General features: G+C 63.7%; 16 protein-coding genes. 6 read left to right on the top strand and 10 right to left on the bottom strand.

Features of this window, described 5'->3' with window-relative positions; genetic code table 11:
- Positions 1-5: 5 nt before the first annotated feature.
- From B6V76_RS15225 to ruvC, 4 genes are all read right to left on the bottom strand, one after another.
- Positions 6-413 carry a group III truncated hemoglobin gene (locus B6V76_RS15225; RefSeq protein WP_088720455.1) on the bottom strand — a complete coding sequence of 136 codons (408 nt, stop codon included), beginning with the start codon at positions 411-413 and terminating at the stop codon, positions 6-8.
- Complete coding sequence (ruvB, locus tag B6V76_RS15220) at positions 406-1,440, bottom strand: Holliday junction branch migration DNA helicase RuvB (RefSeq protein WP_075776001.1); 1,035 nt, start codon at positions 1,438-1,440, stop codon at positions 406-408. Before ruvB ends, B6V76_RS15225 begins: the two co-directional genes overlap by 8 nt.
- Before the next feature lie 83 nt (positions 1,441-1,523).
- Positions 1,524-2,192 carry a Holliday junction branch migration protein RuvA gene (gene ruvA / locus B6V76_RS15215; protein ID WP_088727847.1) on the bottom strand — a complete coding sequence of 223 codons (669 nt, stop codon included), beginning with the start codon at positions 2,190-2,192 and terminating at the stop codon, positions 1,524-1,526.
- Complete coding sequence (ruvC, locus tag B6V76_RS15210) at positions 2,189-2,722, bottom strand: crossover junction endodeoxyribonuclease RuvC (protein ID WP_075775777.1); 534 nt, start codon at positions 2,720-2,722, stop codon at positions 2,189-2,191. Before ruvC ends, ruvA begins: the two co-directional genes overlap by 4 nt.
- A 215-nt stretch (positions 2,723-2,937) precedes the next feature.
- Here ruvC and B6V76_RS15205 point away from each other — a divergent pair, with 215 nt between their 5' ends.
- Positions 2,938-3,123: a DUF1127 domain-containing protein gene (locus B6V76_RS15205; protein ID WP_075775776.1), complete on the top strand. Its 186-nt coding sequence runs from the start codon at positions 2,938-2,940 to the stop codon at positions 3,121-3,123.
- A 78-nt stretch (positions 3,124-3,201) separates the two neighbouring features.
- On the opposite strand, the gene B6V76_RS15200 is transcribed toward B6V76_RS15205, so the two are convergent.
- From B6V76_RS15200 to B6V76_RS15185, 4 genes are all read right to left on the bottom strand, one after another.
- Positions 3,202-3,549, bottom strand: a complete 348-nt coding sequence (locus tag B6V76_RS15200) for a hypothetical protein (RefSeq protein WP_075775775.1) — start codon at positions 3,547-3,549, stop codon at positions 3,202-3,204.
- 91 nt (positions 3,550-3,640) lie between these two features.
- Positions 3,641-4,510: a 50S ribosomal protein L11 methyltransferase gene (locus tag B6V76_RS15195; protein WP_088727846.1), complete on the bottom strand. Its 870-nt coding sequence runs from the start codon at positions 4,508-4,510 to the stop codon at positions 3,641-3,643.
- An 80-nt stretch (positions 4,511-4,590) separates the two neighbouring features.
- On the bottom strand, positions 4,591-5,235 hold the full coding sequence (msrA, locus tag B6V76_RS15190; protein ID WP_088727845.1) for a peptide-methionine (S)-S-oxide reductase MsrA: 645 nt from the start codon (positions 5,233-5,235) through the stop codon (positions 4,591-4,593).
- Between the two features lie 57 nt (positions 5,236-5,292).
- Positions 5,293-6,525 (bottom strand): MFS transporter, encoded by a 1,233-nt coding sequence (locus B6V76_RS15185; RefSeq protein ID WP_075775772.1) that lies wholly within the window; start codon positions 6,523-6,525, stop codon positions 5,293-5,295.
- 123 nt (positions 6,526-6,648) lie between these two features.
- On the opposite strand from B6V76_RS15185, the gene B6V76_RS15180 reads away from it, so the two are divergent.
- From B6V76_RS15180 to B6V76_RS15170, 3 genes are all read left to right on the top strand, one after another.
- The gene (locus B6V76_RS15180; protein WP_075775771.1) at positions 6,649-7,713 is read left to right on the top strand and encodes a YeeE/YedE family protein; all 1,065 of its coding nucleotides are present in this window, start codon (positions 6,649-6,651) and stop codon (positions 7,711-7,713) included.
- Positions 7,714-8,025: 312 nt separating this feature from the next.
- Complete coding sequence (locus B6V76_RS15175) at positions 8,026-9,921, top strand: PAS domain S-box protein (RefSeq protein ID WP_141104930.1); 1,896 nt, start codon at positions 8,026-8,028, stop codon at positions 9,919-9,921.
- Between the two features lie 8 nt (positions 9,922-9,929).
- Entirely contained in the window at positions 9,930-10,316 is a 387-nt protein-coding gene (locus B6V76_RS15170; protein ID WP_088727843.1) for a response regulator, read from the top strand.
- A gap of 38 nt (positions 10,317-10,354) precedes the next feature.
- Here the strand turns inward: B6V76_RS15170 and B6V76_RS15165 are convergent, their stop codons facing one another.
- Together B6V76_RS15165 and B6V76_RS20190 are read right to left on the bottom strand one after the other, a co-directional pair.
- On the bottom strand, positions 10,355-10,879 hold the full coding sequence (locus B6V76_RS15165) for a hypothetical protein (protein WP_233243104.1): 525 nt from the start codon (positions 10,877-10,879) through the stop codon (positions 10,355-10,357).
- Positions 10,872-11,492: a response regulator transcription factor gene (locus B6V76_RS20190; RefSeq protein WP_240497875.1), complete on the bottom strand. Its 621-nt coding sequence runs from the start codon at positions 11,490-11,492 to the stop codon at positions 10,872-10,874. The genes B6V76_RS15165 and B6V76_RS20190 overlap by 8 nt, the downstream gene beginning before the upstream one ends.
- Before the next feature lie 773 nt (positions 11,493-12,265).
- Here B6V76_RS20190 and B6V76_RS20010 point away from each other — a divergent pair.
- Entirely contained in the window at positions 12,266-13,642 is a 1,377-nt protein-coding gene (locus B6V76_RS20010; RefSeq protein WP_166504611.1) for a hypothetical protein, read from the top strand.
- A 177-nt stretch (positions 13,643-13,819) separates the two neighbouring features.
- Positions 13,820-16,120 (top strand): hypothetical protein, encoded by a 2,301-nt coding sequence (locus B6V76_RS15150; protein WP_088727842.1) that lies wholly within the window; start codon positions 13,820-13,822, stop codon positions 16,118-16,120.
- Positions 16,121-16,151 lie beyond the last annotated feature (31 nt).

Genomic DNA, 16,151 nt, shown 5'->3' with positions numbered 1-16,151 from the left:
CATTGTCATTTCAGTTTCGGAATACCGCCCGGAAGCGTCTCGCGTTCGACCACGCCCTGGCGCAGGCTCATGCCAATGCGATGGGCGAGCGCTGACCAACCTTTCGCCTGTTCAGGCGAGAGCTCCTCGCGCAGCACCTTGTCGAATTCTGCAAGCCAGGTCGAAAACATGCCCGGGCGCACGTTGCCCGCCGCCCGGTGGACCTGCATGGGCGAGCCGTCATAGACCGGTTTGCGCAGGATCGCGTTCTTCCAGAACCGTGCGACCTTGTCCTCATGTGTCGGCCAGTCGGTGACATGCACCGCAAAGACCGGGCCCAGCATCGCATGTTCCCGGACGCGCTCGTAGAAGCGCGCGACGACGCGGTCGATTTCGGCCTCGGTGATCTCGAAACGTGCCAGGGGATTAGCCATCGCCGAACAGGTCCGTCTGCGGGGTTGCAGGTTTCGGAGCTTCCAGCCCCAGATGCCGCCACGCCCGCACGCCCAGCATCCGCCCGCGCGGGGTGCGGCTGATCAGGCCCTGTTGCAGCAGGTAAGGTTCGATGACTTCCTCGATCGCGTCGCGGCTTTCCGAGAGCGCGGCCGAAAGCGTCTCCACCCCCACCGGGCCGCCGCCGTAATGATCGGCCATCAGCATCATGTAGCGCCGGTCCGCGCCGTCGAGACCGAGATTGTCGACGCCCAGCCGCGTCAACGCCCGGTCCGCGATCTCGCGAGTCAGCCGCCCGTCGCCTTCGACCAGCGCGAAATCGACGACTCGGCGCAGCAGGCGGCCGGCGATGCGCGGGGTGCCGCGGGCGCGCTTGGCAATCTCGCGGGTGCCTTCGGGATCGGACGGGATACCCAGCAGCCGCGACCCGCGCGTCACGATCAGGTCCAGCTCATCCTCGGTGTAGAATTGCAGTCGGGTCGGGATGCCGAACCGGTCGCGCAGCGGCGTCGTCAGCAAACCGAGCCGCGTCGTCGCGCCGACCAGCGTGAAAGGCTGCAATTCGATACGCACAGTGCGCGCGGCGGGGCCTTCCCCGATCACGAGGTCAAGCTCGAAATCCTCCATCGCGGGATAGAGCACTTCCTCGACCGCTGGATTCATCCTGTGAATCTCGTCGATGAACAGCACGTCGCGCGCTTCGAGATTGGTCAGGATCGCAGCAAGATCACCCGCCTTGGCCAGAACCGGCCCCGAGGTCATCTTGAAATTCACGCCCAGCTCGCGCGCCATGATCTGCGCGAGCGTCGTCTTGCCCAGACCGGGCGGGCCGTGGAACAGCGTGTGATCCATCGCCTGGCTGCGCATCTTCGCGCTCTCGATGAAGACCCGCAGATTGGCGCGGGCCTCGGCCTGACCGGTGAATTCTTCCAGCGCCTGAGGCCGCAGAGCGCGGTCGGCGTCTTCGGGCAAGCGGTCGGGCCGCAACGTGGGATCGGGTTCGCTCATCGTCATCTACTGTCGCGCCTTTGGCGGAGGGGAGCAAGCGGGGCCCTGCCCCGCACCCCGGGATATTTAGATCAAGAAGAAGATCAATCCTTCGGGGCCAGGAGCCGAAGTGCCGCGCGGATCAGCTTGGCGGTATCGGTGACCTCCGGATCGTCATTGGCCTGCGCCACAGCCCCTGCTGCGTCCGAGGGCGCGTAGCCCAAATTGGTGAGCGCAGAGATCGCCTCGGCGGTGAAGTTCACCTTCGGCGTGGCGGCGGGCGCGGCTTTCTTCGCGGTCTTTTTCGCGGGCGCATCCTCGATCACCTCGGGAGAGGCGTCGACGGTCAATTCCGCGCCCATTGCCATGACGGAAGGTGCTTTCTCTTTCAGTTCCAGCACCACACGTTGCGCGAGTTTCGGACCGACGCCGGGGGCCGATTTCACCGCTGACCAATCGCCCAGCGCGATCGCCCGGCCCAGCCCTTCCGCGCCGAGCGTGCCGAGGATCGCGAGCGAGGCTTTCGCACCGATCCCCTGTACCGAGGTCAGCAGCCGGTGCCATTCCTTCTCCAGCAGCGTCGGGAAGCCGAAGAGTTGCAAAAGGTCTTCGCGCACCAGAAGGTCGGTATAGAGCGCGCAGGCCTGGCCTACGGGCGGCAGAGATTGTGCAGTGCGCTGGCTGACATGGACGACATAGCCCACCCCGCGCACGTCGATCATGACGTGGTCGAGCGCGCGGTGGATGATGACGCCTGCGATGCGACCGATCATGCGCGCCTCCGTTGCGTCGTGCCGAGGGCCTCGCGGGAGAGCCGCGCCGCGTTCATCCGGGCCGCCGATTGCAGGTGGAAGGCGTGGCAGATCGCGATGGCGAGCGCATCGGCGGCATCCGGGCCTTCGAGCTGCACGCCGGGCAGTTGGTGGCGCACCATGTGCTGCACCTGCGTCTTGTCGGCATGACCGACGCCGACGACGGTTTTCTTGATCGCGTTCGGGGCGTATTCGCCGACCTCCAGCCCGGCCTGCGCTGGCGCCAGAAGCGCGATGCCGCGCGCCTGCCCCAGTTTCAGCGTCGCAACGGCGTCCTTGTTGACGAAGGTCTGCTCCACCGCCGCGGCCTCGGGCGCGTGAGTCGCGATGACCGCGCTCAGCCCTTCGTGCAGCACCAGCAGGCGCTTTGCCAAATCCTTACCTTCGGAGTGGAGAATACCGTTCGCGACGTGCCTGAGCCGCGATCCGTCCATCTCGATCACGCCCCATCCGAGATTGCGCAACCCCGGATCGATCCCGATCACCCGCATCTGCCCTGCCTCGTTCTCGTGTTGTTTCGCAAGGACTAGCACGAAAAGGGAACATCGGCCAGAGGCGATGCAGAAACAGGCCTTCTATCACATGCGATTCCTGCATGGCGGGGCTGCCAAAACTGAGATTGTTTTCGCGCTCTGCCAGTCTTATCTGCGCCTCAGAAGATGGAATGCCCGAAACTTGAGCAGTTTGTGAACGAAGGATCCTCCCCATGGCTTCGATGGATATCAACACCCGCATGAGCCGCAGCGCCCGACCGAGCGTCATCACCTCGCTGATCGCCGCCCTGCACGACTGGAACGACGCACGCGTCACCCGCAAGGCTCTGATGAAGCTCAGCGACCGCGCGCTGGACGATATCGGCCTGACCCGGCTCGACGTGGCGCGTCTGCGCTAAGTCGACCGAAAGGTCATGCGAAAAGGGCTGCCCCGGCAACGGCGCAGCCCTTTCTTTTTGGGATACAGGCTTGGGTACCTAGCCGATGAACGGTGCGAGCCAGCCGGCGATTTTCCGGGTAATCGGATCGGCATGCATGATCCAGGCCCCCACCCGTTCGAATTGCGAACCACCGGCGAGGCTTGCGACACGCGCCTCGTAGCTAGCCTGCCCAACCTGGGCGAGCATGGCGCCCTTCACCAGCAGAATACCGGCGAAGATCAGCGCCACACCGCGCAACGGAAAATGGCGCCGCACCTTGGGACGCATGGAGTCGAAATAGCTGCGGCCCAAGGCACCGGACGCCTCGAATGCGCCGCCAGCCTGATGAATCTGGTCGATCCGATGCAGCCGCTTTTCAAAGGACTCTATTTGTGGATCGCGCATGGCAAACCCCGTTGACTGCGATGCCCCGAAGGCAATTTCTCAAAACAGGGTAAAGCAATCCTTACGACAATCAGAGCGGATTTGTGGCGGATTAGGCGCGCTGCATGACCAATGTCGTCCATTCGCCGAATTCCTTACGCGAATGGGAAACAAAGCCCTGCGCCTGATAGGCGGCGACGACTTCATCGGCCTGTTCGTTGAGAATCCCGCTGAGGATCACAAAGCCCGATTCGGCGCAGTTGCGGCCCATTTCGGGGGCAAGCGCGACGAGCGGGCCTTTCAGGATATTGGCGAAGATCAGATCGAAGGGGGCGGCCTCTTTCAGACGCGCGTCGCCGAAGCCCGCAGCTTCGATGCAGATCACGCGGCCCTCAAGATCATTCACCGCGACATTCGCCGCTGCCGTTTCCACCGCGACTGGATCGATATCGGAGGCCAGAACGGGTTCGGGCCAGAGCTTCGCCGCTGCCATCGCCAGAACGGCGGTGCCGCAGCCTATATCGGCGACGTTGTGGAAGGTGTGACCCTCGTTCGCCAGATCGTCGAGCGCCGTCAGGCAGCCCGAGGTGGTCCCGTGATGGCCCGTCCCGAAGGCCATCGCCGCGTCGATCCGCAACGCAATCGCATCGGCCGGGATCTTGTCCTCGTCATGGCTGCCGTAGAGGAAGAAACGGCCCGCGCGCACCGGGGCCAGTTCACGGCGCACATGGGCGACCCAATCGGTCTCAGGGATTTCCGAAACGACGAAAGGCTGCGCCCCGTGCGAGATCGCCAGCAGGTCGAGCGCCACGTCGTCAGGTGCCTCGAGGAAATAGCCCGAGACCTCATAGCGGCCCGACCCGTCCTCGATCTCGAACACGCCCGTGCCATAGGGGCCGGGATCGAGCTCTTCGAGACGTTCGGACAGCGCCTCGGCGGCCTCGCGATCGGCCAGCGTGGTAAAGGCGGTGAAGGTGGTCATGGGGCGCGCTCCTCGGGATGGTTGCGCCCGGGCTTAGGGCCGCGGGCGCGAACCGTCAAGCGGCCCGCGCGCCCATCGGATCACGCGTTCAGCCCGATCGGGCAGGTCACGCCGGTCCCCCCGATGCCGCAATAGCCGCCGGGGTTCTTCTCCAGATATTGCTGGTGATAATCTTCGGCATAGTAGAAGGGCGGCGCGTCCATGATCTCGGTGGTGATAGTTCCGTAGCCCGCCGCACTCAGGCGCTCTGCATATGCTTCGCGCGAGGCTTCGGCCGCCTCTTTCTGCGCGGCGGTATAGGTGTAAATGCCCGAGCGATACTGGGTGCCGCGATCATTGCCCTGACGCATGCCCTGGGTCGGATCGTGGTTTTCCCAGAAGATGCGGAGCAGATCGTCGTAACTGACCTTGGCCGGATCGTAGATCACGCGGACCACCTCGTTATGGCCGGTCATGCCGGTGCAGACCTCGCGATAGGTCGGGTTGGGCGTCGGCCCGCCCGCGTAACCGACCATGGTCAGCCAGACGCCGTCGGTGTTCCAGAAGATACGCTCGACGCCCCAGAAGCAGCCCATGCCGAACATCGCCTCTTCCATGCCTTCGGGCACCGGCGAGCGCAGGTCGCGACCCCAGAGGAAATGCGGCTCTGCCAGAGGCATCGCCTCGTCGCGGCCCGGCAGGGCCTCGGCCTTGGTGGGAATGGTGGCGGGTTTTCCGAACAGCATTGTGAGTCTCCCTTTCGCGCCCCTCTCAGATAGGCGCGGCTCGACGAAATTTCCAGTTCACGCCGGAACCGGGCCAAGCCCCTGCAGCACGGTCTCGTAGCCTTTCGAGGGGTGACGCGGCACCAGCAGCGCGAGTCCCAGCGAGATCACCGCCATCGAGGCCGCCAGCCCGAAAACCGCGCCGGGCGAGACCATCCAGAGATAGCCCAGCGTCACCGGCAGGAAGACGGCGGCGATATGGTTGATCGTGAAGGCGACGGCGGCGGTGGGCGCGATATCCTCGGGGTCGCAGATCTTCTGAAAATAGGTCTTCTGCGCGAAAGCCAGCGCGAACAGCAGATGATCGACGACATAGAGCGCGCAGGCGAGCCAGATGCCCCAGCCGAACCAGTAGATCCCGCCATAAGAAAGAAACAGCAGCGTCAGCCCGACATATTCGAAGATCAGCGCGCGGCGCTCGCCGAAGCGATGCACGAAGCGGCCCATCGCCGGCGCGGCGGCCATGTTGACCGCGAAATTGATCAGGAAGAGCGCGGTGATCTCGTCCACCCGCAGCCCGAAGCGCTCGACCATCATGAAGGCGGCGAAGACCACGAAGATCTGCCGACGCGCACCCGCCATGAACGTGATCGCGTAATAGAGCCAGTAGCGGCGACGCAGCACGAATTTCTTCGATTGCGGCTCGCGGGTGTGGAACTGCGGATAAATCAGCGCGGCGGCCGCCATCATCACCATCGTCGCGATCCCGGCGGTGGCGTAGACGAACTCGTAGCTGAGATTGAAGGTCTTCCATGTCAGCACCAGCACCGCGTAGGCGGCGAGCGACGCGCCTGAGCCGATGGCCACGATCCGCCCCAGCGTCTGTGGCGCCTTTGCCTTGTCGATCCACTGCAATTGCAGCGACTGGTTCACCGTCTGGAAATAGTGAAACCCGATCGACGAGAGCAGCGTCACGATGATGAGCCCGGCGAAGCTCGGGAAAAGGGCGGTCACCGCCGTCGCCCCGCCCAGAAGCAGCAGCGACAGGATGGCCAGCGTCTGCTCGCGCATTACCCAGAGCACGACGATCACCCCGATCGCGAGGAACCCCGGCACTTCGCGGAAGCTTTGCAGCCAGCCGATATCGACGCCGTCGAAATTCACCACGTCGATGACGAAGTTGTTCAGGAGCGCCGACCAGGTGGCGAAGGAGATCGGCATGGCAGCGGCCATGACGTAAAGCAGCGCTTCGGGTCTGCGCCAGCGGGGCAGCTCGTGGGCTTCGTCGAGCGGGACGGAACGGAACTTCATCATGCTTTCCTTAGACGCGACGGCAGCGTCCACGGCAAGTCTGCAAAAGGTGCGACCTGACTCAGATCAATGTGCGTTTCTGCGGTTTCTGGCAAAACCCGTGCGCGAACGGGAGATCTGACTATGGACATCATCGCACTCATCGAGCGGATCGGCGAAGGCCCCACGGCGGCGCTTTTTGGGGTCATCACCGGGCTCATCTTCGGCGTGGCCGCGCAGAAATCGAACTTCTGCCTGCGGGCTGCGACCGTGGAATTCGCGCGGGGCAAGCTGGGCGGCAAGGTCGCGGTCTGGTTTCTGACCTTCTCGACCGCGCTGGTCTGGGTGCAGAGCGCGCAGTTGCTCGACCTGTTCCGGCAGGCCGACAGCCGGATGATGTCGGTGCCGGGCTCATGGTCGGGCGCGATCATCGGCGGCCTCATTTTCGGCGTCGGCATGGTGCTGTCGCGCGGATGTTCGGGGCGGCTTCTCGTGCTCGCGGCGACGGGCAACCTGCGCTCGGTCGTCTCGGGGCTGATCTTCGCCGTGACCGCCACGATGAGCCTCAAGGGCATCCTCGCACCGCTGCGCGATAGACTCGCCGGCCTCTGGATTACCGGGGCGCAGAACGTGAATATCCTCGACGCGCTGCATCTGCCGGACTGGACCGGGCTCGCCGTCGGCATCGTTTTCGCCATCGCAGGCATGTATCTGGCCAAGCGCAACGAGATTGGTGTGAAGACGTGGATCTTCGCCTCCGGCGTCGGCTTCGCGGTCGCGGTGGGCTGGGTGCTGACCTTCATGCTGAGCCAGGTCGCATTCGATCCGGTGCCGGTCAATTCCGTCACCTTCTCGGGCCCCTCGGCCAATACGCTGATGTTCTTCCTCGACCGCCATTCGGTGCTGGAATTCGACGTCGGCCTCGTGCCGGGCGTGGTGCTCGGCGCGTTCCTGAGCTCGCTCCTCTCGCGCCAATTCGCATGGCAGGGCTTCGACTCGGTGCCGGTGATGCGGCGCTCGATGATCGGGGCTGTCTTCATGGGCTTTGGCGCGATGCTCGCCGGCGGTTGCGCCATCGGCAACGGGGTGACGGGCACCTCGGTTCTCGCGGGCACCGCGTGGCTGGCGCTGTTCTGCATGTGGATCGGTGCGATGGTGACCGACTTCCTTCTGGACCAGCGCAGCATGACACCTGCCACAGCCTGCTAAGCGCGCTCTTGCGCTTGCGAATAGCGCGTCCCGAGAGTCTCGGGGCGCCTACGCGCCTTCCTGCCGAAGCGCGAAGCTGCGCGAATCCTCACCTTACGGCACCCGTAAAAAAGCGTTAGATATTTCAGGGAAGAACCGCCGTGGAACTCGCGAAACGCCAGTTCTCGGCGCTGCATTTAGCAAGCACCACAGCTGCCGTACGAAATACCTTGCAAAAAATCGCTTTCGGGGAAAATCGTGATCGCTGTCATGTCTTATGACACTGGGCGCAACGGATTTATCTGAGCATAGGTGGAATATGAAAGCCTGCGCATGAAAACCACTGCACCGCCCTCACCCTCATCCGACCCCGCGCCCCGGTCCCGACTCACCGATCCGGCGCGCCTTCGGGCATTACGCGAGACCGGACTGCTGGAGAGCGCTCCCGCGGACATCTTCGCGCGTGCGACGCGTCTCGCGACGCGGGTGACCGGCGTGCCTATCTCGCTGGTTTCGATCGTCGACGAGAACCGTCAGGTCTTCGTAGCGCAAAGCGGGCTGGATCGCTTCGACGCCCATTCTCCATCGGAGACGCCGCTCACCCATTCCTTTTGCCGCTATGTCGTGGAAACCGATGCGCCGCTGCGTGTGTCCGACGCGCGCGAGGATGCGGTGCTGGGCGAGAATGGCCCGGTGCGCGATCTGGGCGTGATCGCCTATCTCGGTGTGCCGTTGCGCACGATCGAGGGGCAACCGCTCGGCGCGTTCTGCCTGATCGACCGCGAGGCGCGGCAATGGACCGAGGAAGAGTACGAAGCTCTGTCCGACATCGCCGCGGGCGTCGAGGCGGAAATCCGGCTACGCCACCAGATCAACGTCGCCCACCGCGAAGAAAACCGCTACCGCGCCATTCTCGATCAGATGCCGGTCGGCGTGGGCGTGGCCGAGCTGGGCACCGGGCGGCTCCTCGATCTGAACGCGACCGCGATCGAGATGTTCGGCGTGAAGAACGGCGAGGTGGGCAAGCAGCTCGCCTTCGACGCTTATACGCCGGAAGGCCGCAAGCTCAGCCTCAGCGAATTTCCGATCGTGCGCGCCGCACGCCACGGCGAAAAGATCAACCATATGGAGCTGCGCTGCGTGCGCCGCGACGGAAGCGAAAGCAACCTGCTGATCTCGGCGCAACCGATCGAGAGCGAGCCGCCGGTGGCCGTGGCCACCGCGCTCGACATTTCCGAACTGAACGAGGCGCGCGAACGTGCGGCCGACATTGACCGGCGTCTCGCAAATTTCCACGAAATCACCTCCGACGCGATCATCGAAATCGACCGCGACGACAATATCCGCTTCGCCAATTCTGTCATGCGCGCACGCATCCGTGCCGCTGTCGGGGCCGCTACCGAGTCGCAGGCGATCGGGCGATCGCTCTGGGAAACCGTGCCGCATCTGCGCGAGAGCAAACTGGCGGAGGCGCTGGCAGAAGCCCGGCGCACAGGCACGCCGACCGTCGCCGATCAGATCGGGCGCGACGGGCGCATTCTGGAAGCTCGCATCTATCCCGAGAGCGGCGCGATCCTCGCCTATCTGCGCGACGTGACAGAGGAGCGCCAGCTCGCGCAGGCACGCGACACGCTGACGCGCGAGCTCAATCACCGGGTCAAGAACGCCTTCGCGATGATGTCGGGGCTGGTCGGCATGACCGCCCGCCACGCGACGACGCCGGACGAGATGGCGCGGGGCCTGCGCGAACGGATCGGCGCGCTCGCCCGCGCCCATGAGCTGATCAATCCGACCGCCACACCCGAGCGCGATTTCCGCGGCATGGTCGAACTGCGCGAATTGTTGCTGGGGGTGCTCTCGCCCTATACCGGCATCGACGATCCACGGCTGACCCTCGGCGGTCCCGCCCTCGCGCTGAACCATGCGGGGTCCACCAACCTCGCGCTGGTAATCCACGAACTGGCCACTAACGCTGTGAAATACGGCGCACTTTCGCACGATGCGGGGCGTCTGGTGCTGACGTGGCGCGAGATCTCCGGCCAGCTCGAGCTTGATTGGCGGGAAAGCGGCCACCCCGGGAAACTGGTGCCACCAAGCAACAGCGGCTTCGGGTCGCGCTTGATAGACCTGACGATTCAGGGCCAATTGCGGGGAACCTATGGAACCGAATGGGTTCCCGACGGGTTCCAAGCTCGCATGACCGTGCCAATGGACCTGATAAAAGGGTAGTATAGCCCATGCTACAGAGCAGTATTTCTTGCCTCGAGGGCAGCAATGTCCTCGTCGTCGAAGATGAATTATTCATCGCCTATGACATCGCCTTCTCGGTCGAAGAAGCAGGCGGTCAGGTTGCGGGACCGTTCGCGACCCTGGCACGTGCGCGTGCAACGCTTACGGATGACTCGGTCTCCGTAGATGGCGCGATCCTCGACATGAATCTGCTGGACGGATCGGCGGAAGCCCTGATCGTCGAGCTGTGGAAGCGCGAAGTGCCTCTGGTGGTGAACACGGCCGAGCAGCTGCCGCTTGCCTTCCAATCGATCATGCCGGAAATCCCGGTCTTCTCGAAGCCGACGAACCCGTGGGAACTGGCCGAGGCGTTGGGACGCCAGCTGCGCAACTGAGGTTGGCTGTCGCGCAGTTCCGAACTCCCCTGCCCGCCTCAAAGCGGCATCTTGTATTCCTTGGCGATGGCCCAGATCTCGGCATTGATTGCTTGCATTTCGGCAAGCGCGGCTTCCAGTTCGGTAAGCGTCGCGCTGTCCAGAACGCTTTCCTCTCCAATCCGCAGACTGGTCTTGCGATCCGCGATACGCATCTGGATCGCGCGCACCGGACCTCCGCCCTCGTCGAAAGCGTAGAGGCAATGGTTGAAGTGATTGCGCAGCCCCGACACTTTCTTCATCCGTGCCGACACCGCCAGCACCCGTTCGCAGGCCCGCGGCGCGCAGGGACAGTCGTCGCGCTTGGCCAGCCGATCCACGAGATCGAGCCGCGCACGCGTGGTGTTCAATGTCAGATGGATGATCGTCGCGACGCTCTTGTCGGTCCCGGCGAGCCCGGCGATCAGATGGATCAACAGGCTCTCGGTATTGGTCCAGGCATAATTGATGCGTCCGATCAGCATCAGGAACCGATCGAAATCCGGCGGACGCACCTCCGCGGGCGCGGGCGGATCCTTAGGCACCTCGGATACGGTGATACCAGATCGCCGCCTCGGTGCGGTTGGTGACGCCTAGCTTCCCGATGATGCGGTGGATATGCAGCTTAACCGTATGTTCGGACAGGTTCAGCTTGCCCGCGATGATCTTGTTCGGCTGGCCCGAGGCGAGCATCTCCAGAACCTCGGTTTCGCGCGGCGTCAGCCCCGACAGGCAGATTGCATTGGCAGACTCCGTCGCGGTGGCGCCGTTCAGCATCGGCATCGGCAGCTCTGACGGACGGCAGTGCAGAAGCGCGGGCGGGATGTAGTGCCCCCCCGAGACGATCATCCGCAGGATCAGAAGCCAAGTCGTCAGATTCACGTTCATCGGCAGCAGACTGATGTGATGCGTCAGGATCGCAGAGCCGTGGCGCGCCATCAGATCCTGCGCGTACGCCTCGTCCTCGATCGCGATGATCAGTTTCACGCGCGACAGGAACGGCTCGCGACGTTCCGCGAGCGCGACCAGACCATCGGCGTGATCCTCGTCCACGATCAGCGAACACAGCGTGCCGCTATGATCGATCCGTCCGTCGGACTGCAATTCCTCGAGCAGCGTCTCGAAATCGTTCAGACGCAGGCACGTCGCCGGCGTCACTTCGGCATCTACGGTTCGCAAAACAGTATCGGAAAAAACATGCGATGCGCCAAGAAAGCAGATCGCTGCGTCTTGTTTGCGGCAGGACGGCATCACGCGCGCCCCCGCAGGTTCACTCTTATGCAACGCATTCATGGTGGCCCCCTCGTCCTACCCTGAACTCAAATGTTCGGGCGACTAACCCCACGTCATATCGCCCGCATCCACCATATCACGGACCAGTGAGATCAGCGTTACCCGAAGTGTTTACCCAACGGTAAGGATTCTCTTACGCGACGTAAGTCTAAGCGAATCGCGTCCGGAATCACGTTTTTTCGCTCAACGCCGCTTGGGACGCGTCACAAATGGTAGGTTGTGATCAAGTCGCCACTACACCTTGTTCAGCTTTGGGCATTTGCGACAACTTCGTGAAAATTTCTCCGATGGTCCGGGATTCCGCAGGCCACAGCGCGGAGCGCATCGGAAAACGGCTGATTTTCAGTTGGTTAAAACGGTGCCCGGCCGGCTAGACCCATTTGCTAGCTAGGTCCACCGGATCACGGGGCGCAGGATGTTGGTGTCGCAGCTGGGGGCTGTGACTCGTCTGTTTCCACATTCCGCCCGGAAAGGGTGACCCACCTGCGAATCGCTCGATTCGGGGATCGGGACCGGGGTGCCGAGCGGTTGGGGAAGCGGACATTCATCGGGGCGAAAGCCCTGCATAGCAATGGTCCGAACCATATCCGTTTTAGACAGAGTGACGGATCCCGGACCGATCAACTGGGAGAAATGAAATGGCGAACAATCGGCACAATTGGGTCCAAGGCGACTGGAAGAACCACATGGAGAACGACGACGATCACGACTCGGACCCGTCGGATAATCACTCGACGCCCGATCCGCAGCAGCAACAGCAGCATCAGAAAACGGTTTCGGATTCGGATTCGCGTGCGAATGCCGATGCAGACTCGCGTGCGAATGCCGATGCGGATGCTTCCTCGGCGGCGCGTGCCTATGGTGAAGGCGGCGACGCGACCAACACCAACCGCCTCGACGACACGAACCACAACCGTGTCGATACCGACACGACGTCAAACTCGAAAGCGGTCAACAGCAACGACATCACGATCGATTTCCCGGATGAGGGCATCTTCGGCGAAGACAACGACTTCGCGGATATCGACAACTCGGACGTGGGCGACATGGTCTTTGCCGATGGCGATATGACCTATACCTACGACTACGATCCGGGTGACGACATCAACCTCAGCGACATGCTCAACGGCATGGGTAATGACGTGATGATGGTCAACACGCAGGCCAACACGCTCACCGACAACGACACGCTCAGTGATCCTGACGTGACCAATGCCGCGCAGTTCAACTCGACCCCCACGATCAACGGTGGCACCGCGCATTCCGACGACGGGATCGACGCATCCTCCGAAGGCGGCAACGGCGCCGAGGATGTCGGTTCGTCGGGCGGCATGGCGCTCGCGGGTGGCGGTATCGCCCTCTCGGGCGGCGGCGTTTCGCTCGCAGCCTCGCAAACCGAGGGTGAAGGCGACGATGGCGGCGACGGTGGCGACGGCTTCGGTATGGGCCTCGGCATGGGCGGCGGCATGGCGGGTGCTGGAGCGGACGAAGGCGGCGCAATCGCAAACGCCGGCGACGGCGGCGGCGGCATGCCGATGATGATGAAGCATCACCATCCGCAGATGGGCGGCGACGGTGGCAATGCAAGCGCGACCGATTCCGGCCAGGCAATGGCTGATGCACGGGCGACCGGCACTGGTACTGGCACCGGCACGGGTTACGGCGGCGACGGCGGTAACGGCGGCGATGGTAGCGCCTGGGCCACGACCAGCTCGAGCGCCACGGGCGGCGGCTCCTGGGCGACCGGCGGCTATGCCGGCGGCGGTAACGGTGGCGGCGACGTCACCGCAGGCGGCGGCGGCAATGGCGGCAGCCTCGGCAATTGGGGGTCGGGCAATGGCGACGATGGTATCGTCACCGGCCAGTCCTATGCCGATGCGAGCGCGGCCATCGACACCACCGCGTTCAACCAGTCGATCGTGATGGGCGCCAACATCCTCGGCAATGCCGTGGATACCACCGTGGTCGGCGGCAACCTGTCGTCCTCCTATATCGGCGACGACGACGCATCGTAAGCAAACACGCGGCGTGCCTCCACGAGAGGCGCGCCGCATTCCGTTCGGGCCGTTTCGCATCGCATCACGCCCGGACCTTGCCCGCGGCGGAGTTCACCCCGCCGGATGCGATGAACCGACAGTCTGACGCCCCGCATCCAAGCGCGGGTTTTCAGCGTCATGAAGGGGGGAAGGAAGATGCTTGACCGGCAGACCGAAATCATCGCCCATTTCATCGGTGCCTTCAATCAGACGACCGAGACCAATGTCGCCCGACAGGAATACGACGCCTTTCGCGCGCTGCAGGCTTCCGCGCCCTCGCCGGGGGACCTGCTCTCCGTCAATGTCAGCGTCAATTCGGATTACCTGCTCGAGGATTTCGATCCGTCGCTGCAGCTGAAGCTCCCGCTCGTGCCTCCGCCAGAGGCGCCGTGGCTTCCCTTCGTCGACGATTACCAGCTGCGCGATATCGCACCGCCCGGGTTGCCGTCCGGCCAGCTCGCAATCCCGCCCTATGATTTTCCGCCCGTTCCGGTACCGCTCCAGATGTTTCTCGGAATGGCGCCACCTTCCTCGGTGCTCCACATCACTTCGCAGATCAACACGCTGAGCGATCATGACGCGCTCTACGATAAGCCCTTCATGATGCCGGCAGAGCTGATGGACGAGTACGGCCCGGCGGCCACCTCGTCGAAGCTGATGGCATTGGCCGAATATGCAGATGCGCTGACGGTGAGTGCCGCACCCGTCGGCATGACCGTCGAAGCCCAGGCGGAGGCGCTGATGGCGCAGATCGACGCGCTCGATCCCGATTCCGTGCCCGACGGCGTGACGGCCGCGATGTTCCGCAGCGAGACGATCTTCGCCGCGCCGACCGACCCGGAAGAGGACGACGGTCTCGAGGAGGGCGCAACCGACCCGGAGGCCATGACCGAGCTGCAAAGCGAAAGCCTCGACGGTGAAGAGGCGGCGGCCTCCCTCCTGCCACCCGCGTTTTCGGGCGCGGTCGTGTTCGACGGGCAGCTCATGGACGAATTGCCCGAGACATTGAAACTTCGGCTGGAAGCACGCGACCCCTCGGACGACGAGTCGGAGGATACACCGCTCGACGCGGGTGTGATCGAGGTGGAGACCGACGGTATCGGCGGAGATGGCGAAGGGGCGGCCGGAACGGTCCAAGGCCCCGATATGCCCGTCGATCCCGCGGGCATGGCACTGGAAATCGCGCAGAGCCTCAGCACCGGCAACAACCTTCTGCTGAACCAGTCACAGGTGGTGCATGACTGGCTCGATGCGCCGGTGATCGCGGTCGGCGGATCGGTGACCTCGCTCTCGGTGATCTCGCAGGTGAACGTGCTGCGCGACGCGGATATGAAGCCCGGTCTCGGCCACCACGGCACAGGCAGCAGCGCGGGCGGGCAAGGCTTGGGTAATGGTGACAGCGCCGACCCGCTCGCCTCGCTAGGCCACAACGTCGCGGTCTACACGCAAGAGGCCAATCCCGCGAACTTCCTTAACCTGGTGATGCCGCCCGGCGGCAGCCTGATCGCGATGACGGAAATTCGCGGTGACCTGATTGTCGACAACCACATGACGCAGGTGAACGCGGTCTCCGATGGGGATCTGGTGAGCTTCGAATTCGGCTCCTATTCCGCCGAGATCGTGATGGGCGACAACTCGACCGTCAACCTGCAGCTCCTGCTGGAAGCGGGCGCGCAGTTCGACCTGATCATGATCGGCGGCAACATGTACGAGATCGCCCAGCTCGAGCAGATCAACGTATTGCTCGACGACGATCTGGTGATGAGCGGCGCGGGCGGCATCGGACACGGCGGCGTGGGCCATGTCTCAAGCGAGGATAACCTGCTGTGGAATGAGGCGCATCTGACCAAAGTGGGCATCGACACGCAGTTGGAGATGGACCCGCAATATCAGAACGTCCTCGACCAGCTGGCGGAAATCTACAGCGGCCTCGATCCGAACCCGGGCGAAGGCTATTCGATGCCGCCGGGCGCGGCCTACGACGCGGTCGAAGGGCTGCTGGGCGACGAGCTTTTGGGCGGCCAGATGGCACTGCGGGTACTCTATATCGAGGGAGACCTGATCGTTCGCGACAACCTCACCCAGATCAACATTCTCGAAGATGCCGACCTGATATCGGTCGACGGTCCGGGCGAATTCGACGTCGATGCGGGCGGCAACACGCTCGCCAACGTCTCGTCGCTGACTGTCGCGGGCGTCGACAGCACGATCATGGCCGCCGATGGCGTCTATTCCGACGCGGTGATCTGGCAGGCGGGGATGATGGACGATGGCAGCGGCGGTCCCCTCGGCCCGACGAGCCCCAGCGAAGGGGCGCTTGCCTCGGAGGCGGTGGCGTTCCTCGCGGACGGGATGATCGAGAACGCGCCGACTTACGACGATGACGAATTCCAGGTGCATCCGGGCTCCCACGGGGGAAGCGGGTCGCTCGATGCATTGCACACGGTTCTGGCCTGACGGAGGGGCGGAACTTCATTCACTAGGGGAA

Source organism: Thioclava sp. IC9, from assembly GCF_002213225.1.
Classification (GTDB): Bacteria; Pseudomonadota; Alphaproteobacteria; order Rhodobacterales; family Rhodobacteraceae; genus Thioclava; species Thioclava nitratireducens.
Note: the sequence above shows the minus strand (reverse complement) of the source record. Positions and strands in the feature narration are given on the sequence as shown.